This window comes from Kitasatospora sp. NPDC041917, assembly GCF_055589745.1.
Genome location: NZ_JBVJBI010000042.1, coordinates 46899 through 72946 on the forward strand (window position 1 = coordinate 46899; position 26048 = coordinate 72946).

21 protein-coding genes are annotated in these 26048 nt (G+C 71.2%); 12 read left to right on the forward strand and 9 right to left on the reverse strand.

The features are described 5' to 3' along the window. The first annotated feature begins 183 nt into the window (after positions 1-183). Positions 184-2670 carry a hypothetical protein gene (locus ACZ6EM_RS33520; RefSeq protein WP_465774038.1) on the forward strand — a complete coding sequence of 829 codons (2487 nt, stop codon included), beginning with the start codon at positions 184-186 and terminating at the stop codon, positions 2668-2670. Positions 2671-3102: 432 nt separating this feature from the next. On the opposite strand, the gene ACZ6EM_RS33525 is transcribed toward ACZ6EM_RS33520, so the two are convergent. Continuing rightward, on the reverse strand, positions 3103-3825 hold the full coding sequence (locus ACZ6EM_RS33525) for a hypothetical protein (protein WP_465774039.1): 723 nt from the start codon (positions 3823-3825) through the stop codon (positions 3103-3105). A gap of 322 nt (positions 3826-4147) precedes the next feature. Between ACZ6EM_RS33525 and ACZ6EM_RS33530 the strand changes: the two genes are divergently transcribed. The 5 genes from ACZ6EM_RS33530 (at position 4148) to ACZ6EM_RS33550 (ending at position 8528) form a co-directional block, all read left to right on the forward strand. Continuing rightward, positions 4148-5635, forward strand: coding sequence for a hypothetical protein (locus tag ACZ6EM_RS33530; RefSeq protein WP_465774040.1), 1488 nt, complete (start codon positions 4148-4150; stop codon positions 5633-5635). 134 nt (positions 5636-5769) lie between these two features. Then, positions 5770-5949, forward strand: a complete 180-nt coding sequence (locus ACZ6EM_RS33535) for a hypothetical protein (RefSeq protein ID WP_465774041.1) — start codon at positions 5770-5772, stop codon at positions 5947-5949. A 699-nt stretch (positions 5950-6648) separates the two neighbouring features. Then, positions 6649-7122 (forward strand): hypothetical protein, encoded by a 474-nt coding sequence (locus ACZ6EM_RS33540; RefSeq protein WP_465774042.1) that lies wholly within the window; start codon positions 6649-6651, stop codon positions 7120-7122. An 89-nt stretch (positions 7123-7211) separates the two neighbouring features. Further along, complete coding sequence (locus ACZ6EM_RS33545) at positions 7212-7577, forward strand: hypothetical protein (protein WP_465774043.1); 366 nt, start codon at positions 7212-7214, stop codon at positions 7575-7577. 366 nt (positions 7578-7943) lie between these two features. Continuing rightward, positions 7944-8528 carry a DUF6434 domain-containing protein gene (locus ACZ6EM_RS33550; RefSeq protein ID WP_465774044.1) on the forward strand — a complete coding sequence of 195 codons (585 nt, stop codon included), beginning with the start codon at positions 7944-7946 and terminating at the stop codon, positions 8526-8528. A gap of 78 nt (positions 8529-8606) precedes the next feature. Here the strand turns inward: ACZ6EM_RS33550 and ACZ6EM_RS33555 are convergent, their stop codons facing one another. Continuing rightward, entirely contained in the window at positions 8607-9419 is an 813-nt protein-coding gene (locus tag ACZ6EM_RS33555) for an isocitrate lyase/PEP mutase family protein (protein WP_465774045.1), read from the reverse strand. Positions 9420-9810: 391 nt separating this feature from the next. Then, entirely contained in the window at positions 9811-10422 is a 612-nt protein-coding gene (locus ACZ6EM_RS33560) for a hypothetical protein (protein WP_465774046.1), read from the reverse strand. Between the two features lie 188 nt (positions 10423-10610). Between ACZ6EM_RS33560 and ACZ6EM_RS33565 the strand changes: the two genes are divergently transcribed. Continuing rightward, the gene (locus ACZ6EM_RS33565) at positions 10611-10784 is read left to right on the forward strand and encodes an ATP-binding protein (protein WP_331768886.1); all 174 of its coding nucleotides are present in this window, start codon (positions 10611-10613) and stop codon (positions 10782-10784) included. A gap of 81 nt (positions 10785-10865) precedes the next feature. Here ACZ6EM_RS33565 and ACZ6EM_RS33570 read toward each other — a convergent pair whose 3' ends face one another. The 4 genes from ACZ6EM_RS33570 to ACZ6EM_RS33585 form a co-directional block, all read right to left on the reverse strand. Next, a complete protein-coding gene (locus tag ACZ6EM_RS33570) occupies positions 10866-11354 on the reverse strand; it encodes a hypothetical protein (RefSeq protein ID WP_465774047.1) in 489 nt (162 codons plus the stop codon). Positions 11355-11772: 418 nt separating this feature from the next. Then, positions 11773-12177: a DUF6009 family protein gene (locus ACZ6EM_RS33575; protein ID WP_465774048.1), complete on the reverse strand. Its 405-nt coding sequence runs from the start codon at positions 12175-12177 to the stop codon at positions 11773-11775. Next, a complete protein-coding gene (locus ACZ6EM_RS33580; RefSeq protein WP_452178419.1) occupies positions 12174-13784 on the reverse strand; it encodes a DNA primase family protein in 1611 nt (536 codons plus the stop codon). Before ACZ6EM_RS33580 ends, ACZ6EM_RS33575 begins: the two co-directional genes overlap by 4 nt. After that, positions 13781-14872, reverse strand: coding sequence for a bifunctional DNA primase/polymerase (locus ACZ6EM_RS33585; protein WP_465774049.1), 1092 nt, complete (start codon positions 14870-14872; stop codon positions 13781-13783). The genes ACZ6EM_RS33580 and ACZ6EM_RS33585 overlap by 4 nt, the downstream gene beginning before the upstream one ends. A gap of 943 nt (positions 14873-15815) precedes the next feature. Here ACZ6EM_RS33585 and ACZ6EM_RS33590 point away from each other — a divergent pair. From ACZ6EM_RS33590 to ACZ6EM_RS33600, 3 genes are all read left to right on the forward strand, one after another. Next, complete coding sequence (locus ACZ6EM_RS33590) at positions 15816-16364, forward strand: RNA polymerase sigma factor (RefSeq protein ID WP_465774050.1); 549 nt, start codon at positions 15816-15818, stop codon at positions 16362-16364. Then, a complete protein-coding gene (locus tag ACZ6EM_RS33595; protein ID WP_465774051.1) occupies positions 16361-16858 on the forward strand; it encodes a transmembrane transport protein in 498 nt (165 codons plus the stop codon). The genes ACZ6EM_RS33590 and ACZ6EM_RS33595 overlap by 4 nt, the downstream gene beginning before the upstream one ends. A gap of 654 nt (positions 16859-17512) precedes the next feature. Beyond that, on the forward strand, positions 17513-22099 hold the full coding sequence (locus ACZ6EM_RS33600; protein ID WP_465774052.1) for an ATP-binding protein: 4587 nt from the start codon (positions 17513-17515) through the stop codon (positions 22097-22099). Positions 22100-22255: 156 nt separating this feature from the next. Here the strand turns inward: ACZ6EM_RS33600 and ACZ6EM_RS33605 are convergent, their stop codons facing one another. Then, the gene (locus ACZ6EM_RS33605; RefSeq protein ID WP_331768800.1) at positions 22256-22903 is read right to left on the reverse strand and encodes a transglycosylase family protein; all 648 of its coding nucleotides are present in this window, start codon (positions 22901-22903) and stop codon (positions 22256-22258) included. 1009 nt (positions 22904-23912) lie between these two features. Between ACZ6EM_RS33605 and ACZ6EM_RS33610 the strand changes: the two genes are divergently transcribed. Together ACZ6EM_RS33610 and ACZ6EM_RS33615 are read left to right on the forward strand one after the other, a co-directional pair. Beyond that, positions 23913-24422 (forward strand): hypothetical protein, encoded by a 510-nt coding sequence (locus tag ACZ6EM_RS33610; RefSeq protein ID WP_331768801.1) that lies wholly within the window; start codon positions 23913-23915, stop codon positions 24420-24422. A 265-nt stretch (positions 24423-24687) separates the two neighbouring features. After that, positions 24688-25167, forward strand: a complete 480-nt coding sequence (locus ACZ6EM_RS33615; RefSeq protein WP_465774053.1) for a nuclear transport factor 2 family protein — start codon at positions 24688-24690, stop codon at positions 25165-25167. A 98-nt stretch (positions 25168-25265) separates the two neighbouring features. Here ACZ6EM_RS33615 and ACZ6EM_RS33620 read toward each other — a convergent pair whose 3' ends face one another. Further along, positions 25266-25451, reverse strand: a complete 186-nt coding sequence (locus ACZ6EM_RS33620) for a hypothetical protein (protein WP_465774054.1) — start codon at positions 25449-25451, stop codon at positions 25266-25268. Positions 25452-26048: the final 597 nt, after the last annotated feature.

The following is a 26048-nucleotide window of genomic DNA, read 5'->3' on the forward strand; positions in this document are numbered from 1 at the left end:
GCAAAAGTCGCCCGGCGTGGAATTCCATGATCAGCCGAGGTCATCGGTCTCCAACCGGTGCCCGCACAGCATCGAGGAGCCTCAGCCGGTCCACCGGAAGCCCCTCGCGCACAGGCGCCGGCCTGACAGCATGTCGCCGTGACTGGAGAGGTGCACAACCACAACGAGGGATCGCCTCGGAACTTGATCCAGGCGAGGAACATCGGCGCCGTCCACATCGGCTCCGTCCTCGCGCCCCGCCACGGAGAGCCGGCCCCCGCCGACGCCGAGGAAAGCGCCTTGGACGGGCTGGCCCGCGAGGTCCTGGAGCAGTGGCGTGACGAGGCCAACGTCCGCGGTCTGCGGGAGCGGGTTCCGATGCTGGTTCCGTGGGAGCTGGAGCAACCTCACGGGAGCGACTCGCACAGGGGGGTGCCTGAGCAGCTCGGGTTCGAGGACGTGGTCGCTCGACTCCGGGCGCTCGCACCGCACCAGTTGGTGGTCACCGGTCCTGGCGGGGCGGGAAAGTCTTCCCTGGTCGTCCTGATCGTGGTCGAACTGCTGGAAGCCAGAGCCAGGGTCCCCGGCTCGCGGGAGAGCGTCCCGGTCATCCTGTCGATGTCCGAGTGGGAGCCGGGGATCAGCATCCAGGACTGGGTCGTCAGACGTATCGGCGAGGACTACGGGGATCTCGTGGCAGGTCTGGATCGGCCCACCGCCGAGTCCCTGGTGCGGAGTCGGCGGATCGTTCCCGTGCTCGACGGCTTCGACGAACTGCTGCCGCTGGCTCGCACGAACGCGGTGGAAGCACTGAAGCGCGCGCTCGGCACCAAGGACCCCCTGGTCCTGACGTCCCGGCCGGAGGCGTACCGGCATGCCGTGGACTCCTCGCCGGTGCTGCGCGGTGTGCCCGTTCTGCGTGCCCGCCCCGTCCCGCCGCAGGCCGGCAGGGCCTACCTCGCCCAGATGTGCCATCGGGACCGGCTCGGCCCCTGGCAGGCTCTCTTCGACGCCATGGAGGGCGACCCCGAGGGCCCGGTCGCCACCGCCCTGTCCTCTCCGCTGATGCTCTGGCTCGCGGCGACGGTGTACGCGCCGAAGGAGTCCGATCCTCGGGAACTGCTCGATGCGACGCTGCTGCCCACGCAGGCGGACATCGAGGGCCATCTCCTGGACGGGCTGATCCCGGCCGTCTGCGCGCAAGGGCCGCGGCCCTCCTACCTCCCCGGGCCGGTGCCCCGTTGGAGGCCCGACTGCGCGCCCGCGTACTTCCGCTTCCTGGCCGATGACCTCCACCGCCGGCGCACCCATGACATCGCATGGTGGCAGCTGCGGAGCCTGCTGACCGAGCCGGGCGCCTGGGGCGCCGTCGTCCTCGTCGTCGTGGGCGTCTGCGGCACTGCGGCCGGCTACGCGATCGCAGGACTGGCCACCCTCCTGGGGGCCGCTCCCCCGCGACCCGGGCTCGGGATCCCGGGGGTGGGCCAGGCGCTCGGGGCCGTCGCCGCGGTCGCCATCATCGCCACGGCGTTCGGACGGGTCATCACCAGGCACTTGTTCAGCGGCTTCGACAACCGCCCACGAAGGCCGGCGGCGGGAATCGGCGGCCGGGTGCTCCTGGCCGCGTCGGCCGCTGCCTCGACAGCCGTCGGTGTGGCCCTGCCCGGCACCACATCGGCAAGCCTGTGCGTCTTCCTGCTTCCCCTCCTCTCCGGTGTGCTCCTGACGCGGTCGACCGAGTTCGACATGGCGGCCAGGCCGAGGCAGTTGCTGCGCGACGAGCGCAGGATCGCCCTGGTCGAATCCGCACTGGTCGCGCCGGCCGTCGCGGGCACCTCAGTGGCGTTCTTCCACTGGTTCGACGGCGATCCGCTGCTCATCGGTGGCGGCCTCGTCATCAGCTGGTCGTGCTCGGCCGCGGTGCTGATGGGCCTCAGCCGATGGGGCCGCTGGACCGCCACGTGCCTCATCCTGGCGGGTAGGCGACGTCTGCCACGGGACCTGCTGGGTTTCCTTGAGGACGGCCGTCGGTTGGGCGTGCTGCGGCGAGTCGGCGGGGTCTACCAGTTCCGGCACGCCGAGTTGCGATCGCGGCTCACCGACGGGGCGCCGGGCGATATGCCCGCCGGTTCCGCAGGACCGCGCGAGGTGGTGCTCAGGAGCAGCGTGCGGAGCCTCGGGGCCCTGCGGGCGTTGGCATTCGATCTGTTGACGCCGGTCGTCGTGTTCCTCCTGGTGGTCTCCCCGATGTCCTCGGGCTCGGGCTTCCGGGACGACTGGTACCGGACCTGGCTGCTGCTGGTGCGCCAAGGGCCCGTACTGCTCGGCGCGCTCTGCGTCCTGGTCCTGGGGGCACTGGCCCTGCGGGCTGTCGCGACGCGACTGCGCATCGACGGCAAGGGCGTGGAGCTCGATGGTGGCCGCAAGCTGCGGCTGCGGTGGGAGGACGTGGCGGAGGTACGGGTACTCAGGATCCGGTCCCACAGGAACAGGGAGTCCGGCTCCTTCGGTCTGATCAGCTCGTACTACCTCGTGATGAAGCCGATGCCCGGACGGGAGTCGCCGCGGTTCCGTACCACCTCGGACGGCTGGGTCCGGGTGTGGGAGCTGGGCCCCACCGAGATGGTGCCGCTCGACCTGGAGGTCGCGCTGAACCGGTTCGCCGGCGACCGCTGGCGCCGTGACGTCTGAGGCCCGGAGCCTGTAGCCCGGGCCAGGAGTGCATCGGCCCGCCCTGGCGGATGCCCCATGGAACCGGCTGCGGCGGGAACGCCGGCGTCTCAGCCCTGGCCATCCGCACAGTGCTCCGCGGTTGCTCGGACCGCCTTGCCCCGCCGTCCTTCGGATGCCTCAGGATTTTCCGCGGAAAATTCCAAGGCATCCGGAGGGCCTCGGGCAGAGCCGGGGTGTCCGGGTCCCGGTTGAGGCGCCCGTGCGGATGGAGGCCGGACACGTCACCGTCGTGGCCGCACTGGGCACGAGGAATTTTCCGCGGAAAATCGTGCCCGCCTGTCGAGAGCTGCCCGGCAGGGTGACCGTTCGGTACGGCTCGGGCTGCTGTTGGCGCCTGCCCCTGTCGTTCCGCCGGCTCCTGCGAGAACCCAGCGCTTGGACGGCCGATCGCTACGGGCCGGGGCATTCGGCGGACGTGTACTCGTCCGCGATGTTGAACACGCTGGCACAGCGTGGGCATTCTGCACGGCCGAACAGATACCGGATCCCGGCGGCGAGTGCCTCCTGCCCGTCCCGGACGGCAGTGTCGTGCATCCAGCGGCCGGTTCCCGAGAGTTCCTCACCGGCCGCCGGCCGCAGGTCGTGTCGCTCCACGTCGCCCAGGTTCCAGTCCCGGATTGCCGAGTAGCGCCCGTGGTCGCCGATGGCGATCGTCACCTCCGCACCGCAGTGGGGGCAGTCCAGGTGGTAGAAGTCGTCCGTGAAGTCCCCCAGGGCGGCGCTCCAGTGGTACTGCGTGTTGACCGCCAGCAGGTCGAGGAACGCCGCGAGGTAGTCGTTCGGCCGCGACGTCAGGTACCGGTCCAGCAGCACATGGAACTCGGCGATCGTCCCGGCGCAGTCGGCGAACAGATCGTCGCAGCCGTGGTGCCCTGCCGCGCGCCGTACGATCGTGCCGGCCAGTGCGCGCGCCCGCTGATCGCTCGATGCGAGCCGCACGAGGCGGGGAAGGGCTGCGAAGCTCGCGGGGAAGACGAGGTCGCCTTCCAGGCACAGCCGGTACCCGAGCTCCGTCCACGCCTCGGCATCGCCTTCGCGCTCCACGCGGTCCAGAAGCTCGGGAACGCGATCGACGTCCCCGTGGCAGTCGTACATCCGTGTCCAGTTCACCACCCGGGCATTCAACCGTCTGAAGGCTCCCGAGATGAATCCCCCGGGTACCGGCCGACTCTCCTGATGGCCGGTCGGCGGGCCGACCGATGACAGAGACGGACGACTTCGGCCAGACGAGAGCCGCAGAATTTTCCGCGGAAAATCGGTGAGGCGGCGAAACGGGCGGCCCCTCGGCGCAGGGACTGGAACCGCGTCGAGCCGATCCGGGTCGCACTCGCCAGCCCCTCGTCGCGGCCGGAGTCGCGGCCGGAGTCGCGGCCGCGGGCACTGTCCGTGCCCGTACTTGGAGTGTGCCGGTGTGAGATCACCTGAAGAGCTGCACATGATCGACTGGCCGTCTCTGGGACACGCCTTCGGCGACGGCAGCGACGTCCCCTGCTGGATACGCGCCCTGTACTCCGACGACCGGCACCTGGCGGACAAGGCGCTGTCCGCGTTCTTCGGCCGGGCACTGCACCAGGGGTCGGTGTCATCGGCCGCGGTGGCGGCCGTTCCCTTCCTCGCCCACGCAGCGACGCACACCCGCCACGAACGGGCGGACCTGCTCGCCGCCCTGGCCGGATGCGGCGGCACCGAAGCCGAGCCGGAGTACGACGACGAGGTGCAGGGGTGTGCCCGGATCGCGGCCGAGGTGGCCGGGCTGCTGCACCTGCTGCGCGACGACGACCCGATGGTGCGCCGCAACATGGTGCGCGTCGCCCGCCGTGCCACCGGCGAGACCGTCCCCGCTGTCCTGCGCGAGCTGACCGCTCGCTGCACCTCCGACCCTGCCGCCGCTGTCCGCGCCGAGGCGCTCACCGTCCTGACGCTGCTCGACCCGGGCGGCGATGCCGCCCGCCGCCGCCTCCGGTCGGCCCTGACGGACCCGGTGCCGGCCGTCCGCGCCGCCGGCGCTCTGGCCCTGCTGGAACGTTCAGAGGCGCCCTACCCGGCCGACGTGGTCGCTGTCCTGGCCGAGGCCGGGGGCGACCCCGGCTTCGACGTCAGTGCCGGTGAGTTCGTCCCGGGGATCGGCAACACCGACGAACGCATCTGGATCCTGACCGAGGACGCGGACGCCCTGGCGGCGGTGGCCCGCGGATGGATCACCCACGGGGACCACCAGGGCCGCGGCACGCGCCGAGCCCGACACCTGTCGGCGATGTGGCGCGACCGCGAGGACGAGACCGTCAGTCTGCTCACCGAAGCCCTCCGCCACGAGCCCGACCGCTGGGACCTCGGCGGCCTGCTCGACGTGATCTCCCAGTACCTGTTCGGGGCTTCCCGCCCCGACCCGGCGCTCGCCGACAACCTCCTCCCCCACGTCCACACCGACACCCTCGCCGGCCGCCGCGCCCAGATGATCCTCGGTCAGCTCGGCGATCCGCGGCTCCTCACCCACGTTCCCGACCCGGCGCCGGAGGCACTGGCCGCGCTCGCTCTCCGTACCCGCGACCCCGAGCACCAGCGCCTCGCCCTGCGGCACCGGGACGCCACCCACCTGGACAGCCTCTACGACGCTCTCTCCGCCGAGGAGGCCCGCACCCATCTGCCCGACCTCACGCGCCTGCTGCGCGACCGCCCCACCCCGACCCTCGTCCGCCGCTTCGGGGACTGGGCGATCCGGGACGCCGGACTCCTCGACCGTTTGGAAGCCCTCACCCGCGCCACCGATGACGAGCTCGCGGCCGCGGCAGCCGTCACCACCGCCCTCCTCACCGACGATCCGGGCACTGTCCTGCGCCTGCTGGCACACCAGCTCGCCGAGGACAGTCGGCGGCTGGAGGAGGCAGGACGCCTGGGCGATGCGGCCGCTCCCTGCTGCCGCTGATCGAGTGCTACCTGGACGACGGCTACGACTGGACCCGGCTGCACGCCGCCGAGGCCCACTGGCGGATCACCGGCGATCCGTCCGTCGCGCTCCCTGGTCTGACCGCGCTGCTGGATCCGTCCCGCCCCGTGGGTGTGCGGGCCCTTCAGGCAGTCCACCGGATCGGACCTCCCTATCCGTCCGACCTCCGGCCGCAGCTGCTGCACTGGGCGACCAGTGAACGCCGACTGCTGCGCGAGTACGGCACCTGCTTCCCGGCCCAGCGGCACCGTGACGACCAGCTGCGCGAGACGGCGCGCCGGATGCTCGGCTGACACCACCGGGGGAGTGGGGCCAGGTCCCGGAGTTGAGCACGGGTACTCGCTCCCGCGACGACACACCCGTGACATCCGAGGGGAAGTCGGCGCGCCTGGCCCACCTCTCCGTACCGGCTCGGGTCCGCCGAGGGTGACCCGCGATCCGCGTGCAGAATTTTCCGCGGAAAATTCGGCGCCCCGGAAGCCCTCGTCCCGGGGAGGGTTCGAGGGTGATGCAGGATTTTCCGCGGAAAATCGGAATCCTCCACCGGGCCCCGATGACCAGGCCGACCGGGCCGACCGGGCCGACCGGGGCAGCGGTGCAGTGGGTCCCCTGCCTCCCGGCCGTTCCGCCGGTCCCGGATCGATCCGCCGGTCCGGGGGCAGCGAGCAGTCGCGTGGTACCGGGGGTTGAGGCCGACGAGGTGTACCGGGGAGGCATGACCGGTCGCCGCCGGACGGTAGAGCCGGGAAGCGCACGACTCACCGAAGCACCACTGACTCCCACGTCGGATGCTGGTGAACAGGGAGCCGGCCCGGTCGGTCGGTTCGACGGTCCGGCGCTGACGGTGCGCATTCTGCGGCTGGGAATTTTCCGCGGAAAATCGTCCGGCTGCATCCGCGGAGCGGCGCCGACGGCCGAGGAGAGGATCCGGGGTCCTCCTCCCGACTGCCCAACCCTTCCCGAGTCGGCTTCCCGCGGCGATCATCGTCGGCATGAACAGTGGTCTCGGCGAGGACAGCACCTCGAACAGCAGCATCTCCCCGGCGAGCTGGATCGACGAAGTGAGCCTTCGGACCGTGGACCCGGACGGCTTCCTCCGACCTGTCGTCCTTCGCATCGGTCCGCCTTCCGGCGCACTCATCGCGCTCCTCGACGACGGTGTTCTCACCGAGATCAGCGGAACCGACTACCTCGACTGCCTCGCCCAGGCCCGGCGGCAGCTGGAGCGCGACGGCCGTCTGCTCTGCTGCCAGGGAGCCCGTCCTGACGTTCATCCGTCGGGACAGTTGCGCCAGTTCAGTAACGGACGGCAGGCGTACGTCCGCTTTCCGGACCTTCAGGGCGAGCCCCCTGAGATCGTCGACATCTTCGCCCCGGCCGAGCCCGGAGACGTCGTCGGTCTTGAGGACCAGCGAGCCGCCGTCATCCGAGCCTGGAATGCACGGCACCCGGGAAGTCGGATCTGACCGTCAACCAGTCACGCATGGCAGCACCCGCCTGTCGTACGGGCGGAATTCGGTGGAGGACCGCGGCTGGGTCGGCCATGCTCCATCCCGTGGAGACGATCGTGGATCTCGACGAGGCGGCTGCGGAGGTGGCGGCGCGGACGTCCGGTTGGCGGGCCGCTGGTCTCGTGGTGGGCGAGATGACGTGGCGCGACGAGACGGCGCCGTGGCCGCAGCGCCTTGAGACGGACAGGACGCGGGTGGCCGATCCCGACTCGGTGGGGGTTCTTGTCTCCGGTCCCGAGGAGACCCAGCTGTCGGTGGTGCTGTTCCGAGGCGGCTGGGCCGACATCGACCATCTCGCCGGCGTGGACGATGCCGGGACGTTTCCGGCTTCGGGGATCGATTCGGCGGTGGCGTTCGGCATCCGGCTCGACGAATGGGTGGTCCGCGTGTTCGGTGAGCGGGACGTGTGACGGAACACCTTCCTCGGCGCCGCGGGTGGCAGCCGGGGAAGGCCCTGCTGTTGTCAGGGGAAGTCGCGCCGGGGCCTGACGAGCAGACCATCCCGCGAACCACTCAGCGGGCTGTCGCCCTCCTTCGCTCCCCTTCCGGAGTGAAGGTGACGGAGCCGGGTTCGGCCCGCAGGGCGGACGGCGGGCCAGGCGCGGGCGTCCTTGCGTGCACCGACGACGCCGTCTCTCCCGGGGCCGTGGAATTTTCCGCGGAAAATCGTCCGCCCTCAGCCTCGAAGCAACGCCTGCACCCAATGGGGGAGAGGTGACGGGGGAGGGAGAGTGCGGGGACGGACCCCCGGAACAGGATCCGGCAGAATCACGACCGTGATCGAGAGCCGGAACACCAGTACGACAATCATCGAGTCCAGGCCCCCGCTGACGGCCGGCCTCACCGGCGACGAACTGCTGCGCTGGTACTGGACGCTGGACGAGCTGACGGTTCTCGCCCGCTCGATGGACGTCGCGCGGCACGGCGGAAAGGCGGCGCTCACCGCCCGGCTCGCCGCGGCACTGGACGGCCTGCCGCTACCGGCCACCCCGGCGGGCCGTTCCCGGGAGACCGCGCAGCTGGCCGCGCCCGTTGACGGCGACACGGTGATCCCGCCGGGCCAGCGGTGCAGCCAGGTCCTACGGGAGTACTTCGTCGGAGCGATCGGACCCGGCTTCCGCTTCGACGCCTTCATGCGCGAGTTCATCGCCCGGGGAGCCGGCCTGACCCTGGCCGATGCGGTGGCCCACTGGCATGCCACGCGCCCGGAGATACTCCGGACCCGCGAGATCGGGGAGCAGTTCGAGTTCAACCGCTTCACCAGCGCCTGGCACCGTACGAACCCGACCGGCACTCGCGCCCAGGCCCGCGAGGCCTGGTACGCCCACCGCGCACTCCCCAAACCCCCCACCGGCGGCTGACGGCACGCGCTCGCGGGGAGGGCCGAGGGAGCAGGGCACACCGCGTCCGGACTGCCCCGGGCGTGCAGCCGGGTGTGGTCAGCCGGTCGCGGTGAACAGGCTGTTGAGCTCCGGGTAGTCGATGGTCTGCCGGAGGTGGTCGTAGCCGCCGACGCGGTGCAGTTCGAGTGCCGCATGCCGTGCCACGGCGTAGGCGGCCTGCGCCACGCTCGAACCGAGGCTGACACGGGCCACGCCGAGGGCACCCAGCTCGTCCACCGGCACGGTGCCCGGCCCCGCCATGATGTTGAGGGGGACCGTCAGCCCTGCGGCCAGGTCCTTGATGACGCCGGGGTCCGTGACGCCGGGGACGAAGATCCCGTCTGCCCCGGCGTCGATGTAGGAGCGTGCCCGTCCCAGTGTGTCCTGCAGCCGGGTGGCGGGGTCGCCCAGTCCGAGCAGGTAGGTGTCGATGCGGGCGTTGACGAACAGGTCGACGCCCGCCCTCTGCGCTGCACCGCGGGTGGCCGCGAGCCGGTCGACGAGCGTGCCCGGGGGGCGGGTGCCGTCCTCGATGTTGATGCCCACCACGCCGGCTTCCAGTACCCGCGTGACGGTCTCCGCGACCTCGGCGGGGTTCTGTCCGTAGCCGGCTTCGATGTCGGCGGTCACCGGGACGGTGACCGCCGACGCGATACGGGCGATGGCGTCCAGCACGGGGCCCCGGGGGACGCGGTCCCCGTCCGGGGCGCCGAGCGACCAGGCCACTCCGGCGCTGGTGGTGGCGATCGCGGTCGCCCCTGCGGCTTCGATGACGCGGGCGCTGGCGACGTCCCAGGCGTTCGCGAGTGCGAGTGGGCGAGCGGGCGTGTGGAGGGATCGGAAGAGCGAGGACTTGCTTGCGTTGGACATGCCCCTCAGAAAACCAGCAGGTGAGGCCGTTGTCCGGCGGGAAACAGACACGAACGTGCGCGAGCCCGGGCCACCTCCGAGCGATGGGCTTCGCGATCACGAGACGCTGCCGGTTCTCGTGATTGGTTCGGTCGGACGCTGCTCGATCTCAGGAGCAGCGCCACCTCCGCTGTGTCCACCGGGCACGGTGGGTGGTGCGGCGCCTCGGAGCCCTTCGGGAGCGGGGGAGGGGCTGTCGGACGGACCTTGTCCGTCACGACTGTCAGTGTGGCTCTGTCCGCGAGAACAGGTTCTGACTCAAGTTCCGTTCCGTGAACGATCTCCGTGGGTCTGTGGAGGTTTCCGGCTCGCCGCCGGTGGAGGGTGGTCGACCCGCAGCCGCAGGCCCTGCCTACTCCGGTGTGGTCGAGACGGCCAGTCGGCCCTGTACGGCGTCGATCATGGTGTCGCACCACTTGGCGATCTGTTCGAGTTGAGTCCTCACCTCGGCGGCCAACTTGTCTGCCTCCCGCCGACGGCCGGCGCGGCGCAGAGACCGGACTTCCTCGGTTGCTTCAGCAACGGCTGACTCCAGCTGATTGACCGTCGCCCGGAGTGTGTAGGGCGCGCCCCGGGTGGCTTTCACAATCCCGGTGGCGACTCGAGCGATCGCGAGCAGTTGATCGGCACTTAGGCCCGCCTGTCGGGAGAAGGCGATGGTCTCCGTGTAGCCGCCTTGTGGCAGCTGGTCTTGCCTGAGGGTTTCCCGCGCACCGCACGCTCGCAGGAACGCCAGGATGGCCTGCTCCGCGACGAAGGCCTGCCGTCCGTCGTCGAAGACGATCTCAGCCGTCGTGCGCCACCCGTGTCGGGCATGCCGTCGAACCCGGCTGGTGCGACTGGCCCGGCTTGTGACACCTACCTTCAGGGCATTCAGCTCGTCGTACTCTGCGATGTACAGCACAGCGCCGGCCTCGACCAGAGCATGGAAGTTCCGGCCTGGGTGGGCGCTGGCGTCTGCCATCTCGGTATGCATACCGCGATAGTGCTGGGCGGCACCGACAGTCTCCCCCGCTGGCGGTGCTCACGAGACCGGGATCTGGTTCAACTTCTGGGTGTGTTGCCGGTCTCCCACTCGCGGCGATCGAGGTTCGGCGACGGCGGCCACCGAAAATTGGATCAAGCGCGATTCTGTGAAGTCCGCACGTAGCGATCGCTTCCAGCCGGCCCTTCACCGAGTGGGACCAGACCTTCACCGAGAAGCGGCTCTGCCAGGCGATCGTCGACCGGCTCACCTTCGAGGCCCACATCATCGAGACCGAAACCCAGTCCTTCCGCCTGGCCGGCACCGCTGCCCAGCGCCAGGCCGCCGTAGCTGCCGCCTGAACACAAGCCCTCGACAACCCGCACAGATCAGCGGGACCGGCCAAGGCCAGGGTGGCGGCCACGGGCAGGCGGCTCGCCGGCTCAGTCTGTGGTCGAGCGCACCCGGCCAGGGTCCAGGTGCAGTTCGTAGGCGGTGTTGCACTCGCTGATCAGCGTGCCCACCTCCACACCGCAGGGGCACAGTTGGTTCATACCGCTTTGGCCGTCGAGGCCGCAGCATCCCCCGGAATGCATCTTCCAGTCAGGATGCGGCTGGAGTCCCGGTGCGTCCTGCGGGTGCAGGACGACCGTGCTCCGGGGGCCTGCGGACACCAGGAATCCGTCGCCGTCCGGGTCACCGAGGCAGGGCCCGCCGGCGAAGACTTCCCGACATTCGTCGGAGGGGACGAGCGGGGCGCCCCACGGCTCGGGTTCCAGAGCGAAGAAGCCGAGTGGCAGGGTGGGAGTAGCCCGACGTGATCCGTCCGCTTTGGGAAACCCTTGATCCATCGAACGCGCTGGCACCTCGGGCAGCTTGGTCAACGGCCCCGCGATCGGACGATCACAGGCCGCACACACGAACACAGTCACCTGGAATTGGTAGCACCCACCCGACGCCCTTCCAAACGGATTATCAGCCGACGACCGCCGTTGGTCCCGACTCACCATCGGCCCCGACACGGCTGCCGGCTTCCGCTCCGACGCTCCCAGGCGCCCCGCATCGAACACAGCGGTGCCCGCCCTGACGCCTCACCCGGTCGAGGGTGGGGCCACCCCGAACCGTTCCTTCCGGAGACCGCTCCCACCATCACCCACACGGCCCAGAAGTGGGGCCACTTGAACCCGTTCAGCCGGAGCCAGAGCTCCCCGTCAAAAACAGAACGGCTTCCCAGCGCCTGCCCGCGTGGGCCGGCCGCCGAGTCTCGTCCGCCGAGTGCCGCTTCGGTACATGGCAGAGGGGCGGCTCGACAACGAGCCGCCCCTCTCCCGCCCCCGCGTCCCCAAGCCGTCAGGCCTTCGGAAGCGTTATCCCCAGTTCGAGCATGGCGGGGGAGGCCGGGCCGCCCTCGGAGCGCTCGGTCTTGTAGCCCTTCACGCCCGGGGCGACGGTGCGCGGGTCCACGGCCTCGGAGGGGGCGCCGGTGGTGTAGAGGCCCTCGGGGTCCTGGTCGCGGTCGTGCGGCAGGAGCCAGAAGACGCGGCGGCGGAAGGTGCCGGAGGCCCGCGAGGACTTGGCGTCGGGGCCGAGGATCGCGTAGCCGACCATGCGGCCGTCGCGGTGGTAGGCCGGGCGGCCGCGGCGGGTGGTGAGGCGGTCCAGCGACTGACGGACGTAGTCGAGCTCGGAGGTGTCCTCCAGCCAGACGAGGTCGGTTTCGTGGGCGAGCTCGGCCGGGTCGATCAGCGCGCTCACGCGTTGTGCTCCTCTGTGTCGTCGGTGATCAGGCCGATGCCCGGGTAGTACTTGCGGCTGTTGGACAGGACCATCTCCTTGGGAGATGTCATACCCAGTGTCTCGCGAACTCGTGCGGCGAAGGCACGCCCCGATACGGGATTGGCCCCCTCGAAGCCGCACCAACGGGTGTAGGCGCCGAAGAGCTGGGACTGTTCGGCACGCATGCCCTCGCCTGTGACGCACGCCTCCTTGAGGAAGCGGCCGACGTGGTCCTCGGTCTCGGCGTAGGCGGTGGTGGCGGTCTGGACGGCCTGGGGGCCAGCGAGGTCCTTCTCCCCGGCGAAGTAGCGGCGGGCCCCCTCGATGAGCCAGGCCAGGATCCCGGGGCCTTCCTCGGCGACGAGGACGTGGGCGAGGTTGTCGATCTTGCGTTCCTCGGGCACGACCCGTTCGAACGGGATCAGGCGCATGCGCCGCCAGAAGGCGAAGCCGCCGGTGCCGACCTCGGGGCGGTGGTTGCCGAGCAGCCAGAGCTTGTGGGTGGGCTCGAAGGAGAAGAAGTCCTGGCGCATCCGGCGGGCCTTGATCTTGTCACCGCCGGTGAGCAGCTTGACCCGGGCCTCGTCGAAGCGGTCGCCGGGCTTGAGCTCGGAGCAGACGATGATGCGGCGGCCGTGGAGCTCGGCGAGGTCGGTGGGGTGGCCGTCGAAGGTCTTGGCCATGAGGAAGCCGGGCGGGGCCGCGTCGGCGTAGTCGCCGAGGAGCTGGATCATGACGTCGAGCAGGACGGACTTGCCGTTCTTGCCCTGGCCGTAGAGGAAGGGCATGACCTGGGCGCCGACGTCGCCGCTGATGGAGTAGCCGAGCAGCAGGTGGAGGAAGTCGCGGGTCTGGCGGCCTTCCTTGTCGTCGCCGAAGGTGTCGGTCAGGAAGCGGTTCCAGCGCGGGGTGGGCATCCGGGCCGGGGCCAGGGTGGTGGAGCGCGAGTGGTGGTGGACCTTCGGGTCCGGCGGGACGATCGCGCCGGTGCGCAGGTCGACCACGCCGCCGGGGGTGCACAGGGCGTACGCGTCGGCGTCGAGGAGGGCCGCGTTGAGCACCATGCCGGGGGCGGACTTGGCCTGGGTGAGCATGGCGTTCATGCCGGAGGTGGACAGTGCCCGGCGGCGGTGCCGGCGCAGGTCGGTGTTGGTGTAGAGGCCGCGCGAGTCGTGGGTGGCGATGCTCTCGGCCATCTCGCCGGCCGCCCACAGGACGGTGTCGTCCTCGTCGAGCTGCCAGCGGTGGGCGGACCACCGGTACCAGCCGAGGCCGGGGACGTGGCGGTAGTCGCTTCCGTAGAGGTGGACGAAGAGCTTGGCGTTGCCGCGGTCGGAGAGCGAGTCGGGCAGCAGGCCGTGCGCGGTCGCCTGCGGGCCTGTCGCAGAGGCCTGTGCGGGCTCCGGCGCCGCCTGCGGTACCACGGGAGCCGCTGTCGTCGGCGTCGGGTCGAGGAGGCTCTCCTGGACGGCGGTGCCGTGCCACGGGGGGTGGGCGGGGCCCGGGACGGGCGGGTAGTCCAGGATCTGTTGCGCCGTGGCCACGGGGTCGAAGACCGTCCTCTTGCGGCGGGTGCTGTCGGTCATCCGCGGACCTTCCCGATGTGGAGGGGTTGCCGGGTGCCGGCTGCCAGGCCGGAACGGATGACGGCGGAGTTGTGCCTGTCCTGGGCGGGACGGGCGGTGCGGGCCGCGTCGAGGAGGAGCTGCTCGGCGACGGCGTGGGTGAGGTGGCCGGCCGAGACCAGGCCGCCCACGGTGTAGGCGGCACGGTTGAGCTTGCCGGTGAAGCCGGCGCCCTCGGGGGTGTTGGCGCAGTCGGTGACGTCCTGGAGCACGGTGTCGAGCACCTTCTCCGCACCCTTCTTGCCCCCGCCCGCGGCGACGACGGCCTGGCGGGCACGGTCGGGGACGGCCGGCTGCGGCACGCTCGGTCGGCCGGGACGGTCCTGGAGGTGTCCGGTGCGGACGAGTTCCTCGGCGAGCCACTCGGGCAGGGGGGCAGGGGTCCTGGCTCCGGGGAGCGGGGTGTAGGCGCCTGCCGCGGTCACGGTCCCGGGAGCGACGATGTAGCCTCCGTGCGCCCGGACGTCGACCTGCCAGGCCAGGGCACGGCCCGCGGAGGATCCGGTGGAGCAGGCGAACCGGCGGTCGGCGTGGTCCTGGTACCAGATGTGCAGGCCGCCGGAGGGGGTGCGTACGCGCAGGGTGCCCTCGTCCGTGGTCGGATCGGGAGCCCTGCGGAGGGCGGCCAGCAGGGCCAGGGTGTGGTACCCGTTCTCGAGCCCGTCGAGGTCGACGTCCTCGTGGATCGGGATCCCGGGCAGGATGCGGTCGCGGGCGGGGACGACGTCGGTGTGGCTGTCGACGTCGATGACCACCAGGCCGGCCGGGCCGCAGGCAACTGCGGTGCCGAAGTCCGGGTTGATCCGCCACCAGGCGGTGAGGACGTCCTGGTCCAGAGTCGCTGCGTGGAAGCCGTGGCACCAGCGGCCCGCGGCGGGGCAGGGGCAGTCGGTGGGGGAGTGTGGGGACTCCTGGCAGGGGCGGCAGTTGGCGGGCGGGGTCTTGCGTCCGGGGGCGAGCGGATGGACGGGCCATCCCTGGGCGGCACACCACCGGGCAACGGCCAGCGCATCCGGCTGGCGGCCCGCTCGGTCGCTCCCCACGGCCATCGGCGCCGTCACGCTGGTCCCTTCCCCTTGTTCGGTAGCTGCTCGGACTTCAGTCGCTCGTTCGGTCGCTGAGGGTAAAAAGCCAGGTCAGGGCACTGGCAGGACCCAGATCAGCGACTGAAGCGACCGAAGTTCAGAAGATAGCTCACACAGACTAGCCGAGCGGGGACGTGTGAATCGTTACTACCGGGGCTTGCGAACAAACTCAGCGACCGAGTCCTGGGGGAGCGACTGAGCCCGTTCAGTCGCTGGTTCGGTCGCTCCGACGTTTTTGCAGGTCAGGAGCGATTTTCACAGCAAACAGCGACTGAAGCGACTGTAGCCCGGGTCTATGACGCACACACGCACACGGGAATGTCTTCATATACCCGAGCTTGAGTCGCTTCGGTCGCTGTTCGGGTGGGTGAATGCGCTCTGACCTGGTGTTTTGTGGAGCGACTGAAGCCCAGCGACTGAAAGCGACTGAGTCTCTCGGGGCGTTCTCCCCGGCGTGTCGGGCGTGTCAGGACTCTCCGAAGGCCAGGAGCGAGTCGCTTGGGTCGCTTCGGTAGCTCCAGCGACCGTTCTCGGGGGATGACCTGTGCAGAGCCGGCTCCGAAGAGGGGCGTCGTCCCAGGTAGAGCCGTGGCTCCGGTCAACAGTCGCTTGGGTCGCTGCTCCGGCCTGTACGTCAGGTGCTGAACCAGGCCGGGCTATCGGGCTCCCTTCCCTCGTCCCGGGAATGTCGTTCAATGAACGACATGTCGGCCAGCGACTCAGCGACCCAAGCGACTGTTGACCGCGCCCCTGGCAGAGCCGGGCACCGCATCGCTGGCTAGCCACGGGGAGCCTGTCTTTGGGCTCGGTGAGGAGGGTCCGACCGGACCGCTCAAGGCCCTGTGAACCTTTCTGCCCCGGATGCCGACTGTTCCGGTGACGCGCGGCGCGGGACCAGGAGGTGCGGGTGGACGAGAACAGGCACAACGGACTGCTGTTGGTGGTGCGTTGCCAGCTCGGGGAGCGGGAGGCGTTCAGCGAGCTGGTACGCGTCTGGCACACGCCGCTGTGGCGTTATGTGCGGAGCATGGTGGGATCCCCGGACATCGCGGACGACCTTTCCCAGGAGGCGTGGGTTGCCGTGGTGCGCGGATTCCCGCGCCTGCGGCAGCCGGAGCGTTTCGCCCCGTGGCTGTTCACCATCGCCCGGCGCACGGTGGTGGACCACCTGCGGCAGGCGTACACGGCCCAGGCGCCCCCGGCCGCGGAGGGCGAGGCTGTCGCCGATCACGACGACTCCTCCAGCGGCGTCCTGAACACGATGGAGATCGAAGCGGGCCTTTCCGACCTGCCGCCGCTGGAGCGCGAAGCGCTGATCCTGTTCCACCTGCAGGATCTGTCCCTGGCTGCCTGCGCGGAGGTGCTGGGCGTGCCGCCCGGCACGGTCAAGAGCAGGCTGCACCGCGCCCGCCGCATGTTGCGGGACGTCCTGATCGAGAAGGGATACGAGGCATGAGCGAGCAGAGCCACGGGGCACCCCGGGAGGTGCCGGCGGAGCTGGAGCGCGCGCTGGCGGCGGAGGTCTCGCTGCGCTCGCGGATGCGGCACGTTGCCGTGGGACTGGCGGGAGGGTGCGGGGCGGCGCTGGTCGCGGTGCTGTGGGCAACCGAGCCGGGGCCGCTCCCCGCGCGGACTCAGGTTGCCTTCGCCGGGCTGATCACGGTGGGGCTGGCCTGGGCCGCCTTCGCCGGCTGGGTTCTGAGCAGGCGGCGGCCGCTGTTCGCCCGGGACCGGGTGCTGGGTGCCCGGCTCGCTCTGGTGGTGACCGCGGTGACCGGCGTCGCCGGGGTCGCGGTGGCCGCAGTGCGCGGCACCGCGACCGGGACGCTGGCAGTCGCATTGGCCGGTGCCGGCCTTGTTGCCACCGCGGGACTGCTCCTGGTACGGGCGCAGTCCCGCCGCCGCGAACTGCTGCGGCTGCGCGACAGCCTTCGTGAGGACCCTTCGTGAGGACCGTCACGGAGCGTGCTTCTGGCCACGGGCGGGGGACCATCCACGGCCGTCAGCGGGGCGCCACAGGTGGCCGTCCCCGGGGAATTCCAAAAGCGCAGTGCTCTCGTCCAGGATGCCGGCAGAGACTTGGGCCGGCAGTCGCTTGGGTCGCTGCCCTTCCTACGGGCGCTTTTGTGCAGGGAGCGAGACCGTTTCGTCGTGGGTTGACGGGACGGCGGGCAGCGACTGAGCGACCCAAGCGACTCAAGTACGGACTTGCCCGCGTCCTGGACACGTCTTCAGCGACTGTTCTCCGGGAGCCCGCCCACTGACCGCCGGTTGTCCGACACCGCACGGTGTCGGACAACCGGACAGGCCTGTCGAGGCGACTGCGAGGCGAGCCCCCGGGCCCGTGCTCCGGGTGGACGGGGAACGCAATAGCACGTGCCACTGACAACGATCGCTGTTCCCGTACTCGATCCAGCCGGGGTTGCGTGCCTGGTCGCGGCCGGACCGGGCCACGACCCGCCCACTCCCGGCCCGTCGGCAGCTGCGATCGGTGGGTCCACGGCCGTCGGGCATGTGGCCGGATTCGGACGGTGGGGACTCGAACCACCGCTCCCGTGCAGATCCTTTTCCCCAGGACCGTACCGGGGGGAGAGGAGATGCAGTGTGACCAGGGGTGGGAATGACGATGAACTGGCCGAGGCCGTACGGGCCCTGTTGGAGGGGAAGACCGATCCGGGCATCGAGGCGCGGACACCGGAGGAGGCCGCCCGCGCCATCGGGCTGTTCGACAAAGGCATCCGTGAGGTACCGGGGCTCTTCCGGCAGATAGCGGAGGGCGCCCAGGAGGGCGCCGAGACGCTCTCCTCGGACCGGTTGCAGGTGCTCTCCGAGATGGTCCAGAACGCCGACGACACCGGAGCCCGTGAGATCCGCTTCCACTGGCAGCCGACCGAGCTCCTGATCGCACACAACGGCAGCGGCCTGCGCCTGGCCGACATCCCGAGGCTCGGGCTGCCGTGGATCAGCGGCAAGCGCCTGGACTCCGCGAGCACCGGTCGGTTCGGCATCGGCCTGACGACGCTGCGGATGCTCTCGACCTCCTGGGAGGTGCACGGCCACCCGTACCACGTCGGATTCACCGACATCACCCTGGCACCGGCCGACCCCCCGCGCCTGCCCGCGGACATCTCCGGGCGGGAATGGACGGTCTTCCGCATCCCGCTGGACCCCGGGGTCCTCGCGGCCGAGGAACTCCTCGCGTGGTTCGAGAACTGGCAGGACAGCTCCCTGCTCTTCCTGCGCCACCTCGAACAGGTCACGGTGGCGACCGCCGACCCCACCGGCCGGGAGCAGAGGGTCCTGCGGCTGAGCTGGCAGGACGTCACGACCCTGAGCCTGCCCGTCGACGGAGCGGAGCACGCCGTCCGGGTGCGGGAGGCCCGGACCACCGGGGGCGCCCGCTGGCGTGTCTACGACACGTTGATCCCGTCCCGGCCCGGGTGGCGCCGCTTGCACAAGAAGCTCGGCCCCACCGTTCCGGTGGCCGTGGCGCTGCCGATGGACGGAGCGGCCACGGGGTACGTCCATGCGGGACTGCCGGTGGCCCGGCTGGCCGTCTCGGCCCGGGTGCACTCGCAGTTCGACCCGATCGTCAGCCGCGAGGGCTTCGCCGCGAGCATCCTGAACTCGGCACTGGTCCCGGTCGTCGCCGACCTGTGGCAGGCCGCGGTACTCGACGTCCTCGAACGGGTGGAGCCGTCGGCCTGGCACCTGCTGCCCCTGGCCGAGACCTCCGCCCATGGCAAGGCCGGGCTCCCCGACCGCCTCGCCGGCACGTTCCTGGAGCGTGCCAGGGCGAAGGTGGCCGCCACGCTCGCACTGCCGGTGCCGGACGGGACGGCCGTCCCGCTCGCCGACCTCGCGGTCGAGGCGGAGGAGCTCACCGGAGTGGTCTCGGAGCGGGACACCGCACAGCTCGCGGAACTGGAGCACTGCTTCCCGGGCGCCGCCCGCGACCGGGACGGCCGTTGGCGCGAGGTGCTCTCCGACTGGAGGACCGCCGGTGCGGTGGAACTCCCGGACGAGGTCGACGTCTCGGACGCGGTCGGACTGCTCAAGCGGCCCGCCTACGACGTCGACCGCACGGTCCGCCTCACCGCCGTTGCCCTGCGCGCCGGCCTGGAGTTCGAGATGCGCTTCCGCGCGTGCCTGGCCACGGCCGACGGCCAGCGGCTCGCGCCGTACGAGCACCTGTTCGCCGATCGTCGGGGAACAGGACTGCTGGATCCGCTGGGCATCCTCCGGGACCTGCATCCCGCCTACTGGAGCGACGACGACGCGGCCCGGCGGGTAACCGGCTGGTTGAGCAGGAGCGGTTATCTGGTCCGCCGTGACAACACCGCGGCCGTCCTGCGCCGCATCGCGCACCTGGGGAGCACCGGCGGTCGTCTGCCCGCCACCGACATCTCCGCGACCGACCGGTTGGTCCTGCTCCAACGGGCCCTGGCCGAACTCCCGGCCGCGGAGCGCGAGCGCCTGGGCCCGGGAGTCGGCCGGACCGTGCGGCTCGACGCGTACCAGTACGGGGCGAACGGGGAAGAGAATGCCTGCCAGGCGACGCCGGACCGGCTCTATCTCCCCCGGTCGTTGGAGAGCACAGGAAGCGACCGGTTCGCGACCGCCGCGCACAGGACCCCGGGGCTCCTCTGGGCGCATCGCTCCTACGCCAAGACGCTTCTGCCCGTCTCGCGGAGCGGTGGTCTGAGTCCCACGGCCTTCCTCCGTCTGCTGGGCGTGGCGGACACTCCCCGGCTCGCCCCGGTCGTGCTGGGGGTGAAGAAGTACGACCGGTCCCGCGACACAAGGGCAGGACTGCCCCACGACCACTGGCTGTCCTCCCGGACACGCACCCAAGCGGTGCAGCGGCTCAGGGCCACGCACACCCTGGATGACAGGGCCTCGCAGGACCTCGAACGGGTCGTCAAGGACATCACCGCGGAGCGCAACGTCGACGAGCGGCGGCGGCGTACGGCCGCGCTGCTCCATTCCCTGGCCAAGCTGATCACCGGCCCCGAGGCGACGGTCGAGGCCGCCACGGCCTATCACGGCTGGACCGTGAAAGGCTCCGTTCCCGCGCTGTGGGTCTGGAACCTGCGCGACAGCGCATGGCTGGAGGACGAGAAGGGCAACCTGTGCCGCCCCGGCCACCTCCAGTTGCGCACCCCCGACGCCGAAGCGCTCTACGGACAGGACGAGCCGAACTACGTGCACGCGGAGCTCCAGCACGTGCTGGCCAACCGTGCCGACGTGCTCGCGGCCCTGGGAGTGGTCGGCGACCCCGACGTCCCCCAGCTGATCGACCGCCTCCGGCGGCTGCGCAAGCGGCCGCCGGGCACCGGAGACTCGGCGGAGGCCCTGCGGACCGAGGTCTACCTGGTCTACCGCGCGCTCGCCAGGCGCCTGACGGAACGCACGGCGGACACCGCTCGCGCGCAGGTCGAGAAGCGGGTGACGGCGGCGCTGCGGGGCGATGACGCCCTCGTCCTCACCGACCTCGGCTGGCGCCGTCCCGAGGACTGCTTCCGGGGCACCGCCATCCTGTACGGCCTGCGCGCCTTCGTCCCGCCCGGGCCCGAGCTGCTGCCGCTCTGGCAGGTCCTGGGGATCGGGGAGCCGGGGCCCGAGGACCTGGTCGAGGCCCTCAAGGAGCTCGCCGCCGACGGATCCCCGACGGGAGGGGACGGGGAGCGGCTGATGCTGGAGGCGCTGCGGTCGCTGAACACGCTGGTCGGCGGCACGGGTGCCGGCATCGCGCCGGGTCTGAGGGAGAAGCTGCGCTGGCTGCCGCTGTGGACCAGCGCCGGATGGATCAAACAGCAGAACTCGGTCTACGCCGTGGCTGCCCACCGGTCGGTCGAACTGGCCCTGGCGGACCGCGTCCCGATCTGGCAGCCGGGCGGCGACGCGGAGCAGTTCGCCGGGCTGCTGGGCCCGCTCGGCGTGCAGCAGCTGGACCTGGCCTCGGCCGAGGCCGTCGAACCCGATACGGCGGTACCCGATTCCGGTCTCACCGGGAGCTTCCGGCGGGCCGTCACCGCTCTGCAGGACCGCCTGGTCCGGGACGAGCCGGCGGCCGCCGAGTCCTTCACGGGCTGGGCGTGGCTCGCAAGCCTGGAGGTGCGCGTCCTGCCGGGTCTGCGCGTCCGGGCGGACCCGGGCAAGGACCGCGAGCCGCTGGAGATCCCCATCGGCGCGCACATCGACCGGTCGGCCAAAGCCCTGTTCCTCTCCGCCCCGGCCGAACTGTTCTCCCGGCTGGGCACCGGCGCCGCGTTGGCCTGCCATTTCGCGGGCTCCCGCGGCCAGGTGGCCCGCCACTGGCGGGACTTCTGGGAGGAGGACGCCGTCACCACCGGTCACGCCGTACCCCTCACCTCGGCCGGCCAGCGGGACTTCGAGGAACAACAGCGCCGGGACGAACTGCTGCGCGACCGCTCCCTGCGGGCCGCGCAGGCGCCGACGCCCGCGAAGCTGGCGAGGGACGGACGCGGTACCCCGGCGAAGCCCGCCGGGCCGGTGCCCGGGCCCCGGCCCGCTCCCGGCGGCAAGGCGGCGACGACACCCAAGGCAGCACTTCCGAAGCCGCGCAACGCCGTCGTGCCCGAGCCACCGCGGCTGGTCGGCCTCGACCGGCTCGGTCGGCCCACGGTCCGCCGGACCGGGCCGGCCCCCAGCACCACGGGGGGACCGGTGCCGACCCAGGCGCAGCGTCCGTCCCGCACCCGGGCCGGCGGCCTGTCGACCCCCAGGCCGGGTGGTGCCGTACCCCGCGAACAGTCCACTCGGCACGGATTCCAGGACAGCAGCTCCAAGGAGGCCCTGGTCATCCGAACCCTCGCCGCCGTTCTCGGGGAGGACGCGGACAATCTCGACCAGCGCGGAAAGCTGAACGTCGGAGCCGACGTGGTCGACAGCGCCGGCCGCTACTACGAGATCAAGGCACACGGCGGCGCCCGACCGAGCGACGTCACCCTCACGGCCGCGGAGTACAACCGCGCCCGGGAACAGGGAGAGAACTACATCCTGCTCCTCGCCGAACACCTCAACGAGGGCAGCGGAGGTGAACCGGTTCTGACCCTGATCAGCGACCCGCTGGCCAAGCTCGATCTGGAGCCCGTGTCGGACGTCCGGCTCAAGGGTCTGCGCGCGGCCTCGCTGGAGGCCGAACGGTGGGAGTGGCCGGCGACCTGACGCCGGGCGACAGGTGGGCTCGACCCGGAGGTGCCCGGGCTGCGAGCGGTGTCGGGAAGGTGCTCGTGGCCCCGGCCACGCAGTGCCCTCGACCCGGCCGGCGCGGGCTCCTCAGGTCGAGCCGCCGCTCGTACGGGCCCGGTCCACCGACGGGCGTCAGCGCAGTGCGAGGACCTGGCCGGGCAGGAGCAGGTCGGGGTCGTCGCCGACGGTGTCGCGGTTGAGTTCGTAGAGGGCGGGCCAGCCGCCGTCGGTGGCGAAGGCCTGGGCGATGCCGCCGAGGGTGTCGCCGACCTCCACGGTCCAGCTGTCCGGGCAGTCTTCGTCGTCCGTGCAGACCGGAGCGGGGGCGTCGGCGTGGGATGGCGGGATGGCGGAGGCATGGGGCCGGGTGTGCGCCGGCCGGTGGCTGCGGGCGTGAGCGGTCGGCCGGTCGCCGCTGTGTGCGGCACGGGCTCCGCAGGCCGGCCACGGGGTCAGGCCGCGGCGCTCGGCCAGGTGCTCGGCCACGGCGATCTGCTGTTCGCGGGTCGCCCGGTCCGCGCGCGGCGCGTAGGCGAGGCCTCCGTTCGAACGCCAGGTCGGGCTGTCGAACTGCAGCCCCCCGTAGTAGCCATTACCGGTGTCGGCCTGCCAGCGCCCTCCGCTCTCGCACCTGGCGACGGCCTCCCAGTCCACTCCCGTTCGGAGGACCCCCGCGCTCGCCGCGGCGGCGGAGGCTGTTGCCGCGCCGCCGGCGACGGCGACGGCGAGCAGGGACAGGAAAACGACGACCAGGCGACGGGCCACGGACAGCGGTGACATGAATGCTCCGTACTCCGGGAACAGGGACCGGGCACCGAAGTGCCCCTCCCACCCATGCACCTGACGTCCTCGACGGATGGGAGCGAAGCGCCGATCTCGTTCGACCGGCGGCTCGACACCACTCGAACGCGGGGCCGGGCGACTGGGCCGGGTGATCGCCCGGGCGGGCCCGGAACATCTCCTCGCGCCGTCCGGGTGGGCTACTCGTGATCCACGACGGGGGGAGCGGGGCGCGGACTTGACGGCGCGGTGGCAACGGAGTGCTGCGGCGAGCGGACAGGGTCGATGCGGGGCGCGTCCGCAGTCCGGGGCACGGCTCGTCGGGAGGCCGGCCCTGATGGGGGACGTCGCCCGCCGGTGATGGCCCGGGGTGTGCGTCTCGGGTCCGGCGGGCACCAAGGCGAAGCGTAGGGCGGTGAGGGGTAGACGACCCGGCTCCTACCGCTCGGGGTGACGCAGGCGTCGCGGACGACGGCGGTGATCCGCACGGCCAGGTCCTCTGGGAGCGGGGGCCTCTCGGGAACCCGGCCGGCAGGAGGCCGGCAGCGCCCGGGGACGTGGTGCGGCTGTTCTGCTCGGCGGCCCGGAGGCCCGGGCGCGGAGGCGACGCGCGAACGCGAGGACCGGTTGCCTTGCAGGCGCGGTCCGGGGCCGGTGCGCGGTGGTGGAACCGTTCGCAGCACCTGCCGCTCCGTCCCCTGTCGCTCAGCACGCCGCCCCCGCCGCGGCGCCGGACGATGCCGGGCTGCCGGCGAAGTGCATCCTGTACGTCATTTCCAGAGGCGCCGAACGACAACGGAATCGGCACCTTGTCGCGAAGCTCCCCGACTGAACCAGGATTCCTGGGCGAGCCGCACAGAGGCGAGCGGGAGGCAGAAGCGCACCGGGCCTCGCCGTCAGGCCGGTCAACCCGCTACCGCGCGTAGCGGGGAAAATCTGCCCTTCACCAGCCGTGCACCGCGCCGGAGCGGTAAGTTGACGGCCGCCAACCATGGGGAGAACCGCTGACATGACCATCGATCAGGCTGCCCTCGGCAGCGCGGTGAAGGCGGTCGTCGTCGCCGCGCACGCCGATGACCAGGCCGCGCTGTACCGGGCCGTGATGCCGCCGGCAGGCACGGACACGCCCCCGGCCGAGGTCACCGCCTGGTTCGGGACGCTCCTCATCCACCTGGCGCTCGCTGCCGCGATCACCTCGAAGCTGCAGCGAGGCTGCCCCCGGGAGGCCGTCTCGGGGTGGATCGGGGAGGTGCTGGGCCCGCCGCCCACCCCGGCGCTGCTGCGTGCTGCGGATCCTGGCCGCATCGACCATGTCGAAGCGGTGAGCGCCGCAGCGGACTACTCCCAGTGCCACGAGTACGCCGTCGACCTGATCCGGTTGGGTCTGGCCGAGCCGGACGAGGCACCGGACGAGCGAGGCGTCGACGCCCACTGTGCGGTGACCAACGACAGTAAGACGCGGATCACCGTGATCGCGATGCTCGGCCGCCTCGCCGCCGTTCCTGGCGGGCGGGCTTGACGGTGCCGCTCCGGCAGCGCACGGGCGCCGGGCCGTTGTCGGGCTGCTCTGCGTCGTGACCTGGAAAGCGGCCTTCCCGTCCAGGCCGACCGGTCTCGGCGACGGCCGAAAGCGGTTCAGGCACGGATTCCGTGAAGTCGATCAGCTGGCGTGACGGTCTGTAGTCGGAAGCTGGTGGGTGGCAATGACGATCGATGCCGCGCTTGTGCTGGGCATTGCCCAAGACCGCGGCCCTGCACCGTGATCGAGCTGGTAGGAAGGGGGAATGGACGACAAGATCATCGCCCCGATCGACCAGATGCTCGCAGAACGCGCGTGCGAGCGGATCATTGTGGACTTCATCCACCGTCTCGACCTTGGCGAGCCGAGCTCGGTGGCTGAGCTGTTCACACCCGACGGCATCTGGCAATGGCCTTACGGTGACCGCCGCATCGAGGGCCGTGACGCCCTGCGGGCCTACTTCGCCTCGCGCCCGTCGGACAGGCTCTCGCGTCGCCTGATGACGAACATCCTGGTCACGGTGGAGTCCACGACGACGGCCCGCGCTGTCTCCTATCTGACGACGTATCGGGTCGACGGCTACGCCGGCGGCATGATCGAGCCTCGCCTCCCGGCCAACGTGGGCCACTACGAGGACACCTTCCGTAACCTCGATGGCAACTGGCTCCTCGCAACCCGCACCGTCTTCCTCCCCTTCGGTGCCGACACGGAGCGACTCCCCTCCCGGACCGCGGCTCGCACATGACGGGAAGCGCTTCGCAGCCCGAGTAACCGGCACTTCGGCGCGCTACGGTGCCGCCCGCGTTTTTCCCCTGCCGTCGGCGATGGGGCGTACGGACGGGGTCACCGAACGTCGTGCCCTGCTGTTCCGTAAACGGAGAGGTAGTGGTGATCGCGGCGGCTGGCTGCGGTCAGGAGGAGCCGCTTGCGCAGCAGCGGTGGCTTCGCTCGGCCGAACATGCTGCGCTTGAGCGCCTTCAGGTCGTTGACGCGGCCCTCGACCGGCCCGGAGGACCAGTCGGTGCTCATGCCGTAGACGACGGCGTCGAGGTCGGTGAGCAGTCCGGCGGCGAAGCCGGCCGGGCCGCACTGCTCGTCCGCGCAGACGTCGGCGATCCAGCGGGTCAGCTGGTCTCCTCGCGGTTGGTCATGATGGCCGCGAAGGTGCGGCCGTGGACGGCCGCGGCCGCGAGCTCGGGTGATCGGGCCAGCAGGATCGTGAGCTGCTGCGGCCAGCCTCCTCGAAGGCGTCGCGGTCGCCCGGCAGGCCATACCGTTGAGGAGGCCCTCGCGGAGGTCGAGGGCCGGCCGCCGGGCTCGAAGGGCGGCACCGCCCCGGCCGGCAGTACGACAACTGCGGTACCGTCGTCGCCCGCCTTCAGTGGGCCGAGCCGTTCTGCTCGACCGGCTCCGGCGTCAAGGTGTACCTGATGGCGCGTAACAGTGACATCGGCGCCCCGGTCTACGCCGGCACCGTTTCGATGGATGTCTACGCCTACGTCTGGCTTTGTACGCGAGGACGGGAGTCGTTTGTCGTCGGCTTCGGGAGTCACCGCGTGGGCCTGTTCCATGATCAATGTCGATGAGTTTGGGAGTCACTCACGGTCCGGCGAGCGATTCAGGGTC

What these genes read in the sequence shown, in the direction of transcription:
- ACZ6EM_RS33555 (WP_465774045.1), bottom strand. Translation starts at nt 9,419, where the DNA reads ATGTCCAACGCAAGCAAGTCCTCGCTCTTCCGATCCCTCCACACGCCC.
- ACZ6EM_RS33610 (WP_331768801.1), top strand. Translation starts at nt 23,913, where the DNA reads ATGACCATCGATCAGGCTGCCCTCGGCAGCGCGGTGAAGGCGGTCGTC.
- ACZ6EM_RS33560 (WP_465774046.1), bottom strand. Translation starts at nt 10,422, where the DNA reads ATGGCAGACGCCAGCGCCCACCCAGGCCGGAACTTCCATGCTCTGGTC.
- ACZ6EM_RS33580 (WP_452178419.1), bottom strand. Translation starts at nt 13,784, where the DNA reads ATGACCGACAGCACCCGCCGCAAGAGGACGGTCTTCGACCCCGTGGCC.
- ACZ6EM_RS33540 (WP_465774042.1), top strand. Translation starts at nt 6,649, where the DNA reads ATGAACAGTGGTCTCGGCGAGGACAGCACCTCGAACAGCAGCATCTCC.
- ACZ6EM_RS33530 (WP_465774040.1), top strand. Translation starts at nt 4,148, where the DNA reads ATGATCGACTGGCCGTCTCTGGGACACGCCTTCGGCGACGGCAGCGAC.
- ACZ6EM_RS33585 (WP_465774049.1), bottom strand. Translation starts at nt 14,872, where the DNA reads ATGGCCGTGGGGAGCGACCGAGCGGGCCGCCAGCCGGATGCGCTGGCC.
- ACZ6EM_RS33605 (WP_331768800.1), bottom strand. Translation starts at nt 22,903, where the DNA reads ATGTCACCGCTGTCCGTGGCCCGTCGCCTGGTCGTCGTTTTCCTGTCC.
- ACZ6EM_RS33595 (WP_465774051.1), top strand. Translation starts at nt 16,361, where the DNA reads ATGAGCGAGCAGAGCCACGGGGCACCCCGGGAGGTGCCGGCGGAGCTG.
- ACZ6EM_RS33615 (WP_465774053.1), top strand. Translation starts at nt 24,688, where the DNA reads ATGGACGACAAGATCATCGCCCCGATCGACCAGATGCTCGCAGAACGC.
- ACZ6EM_RS33620 (WP_465774054.1), bottom strand. Translation starts at nt 25,451, where the DNA reads ATGAGCACCGACTGGTCCTCCGGGCCGGTCGAGGGCCGCGTCAACGAC.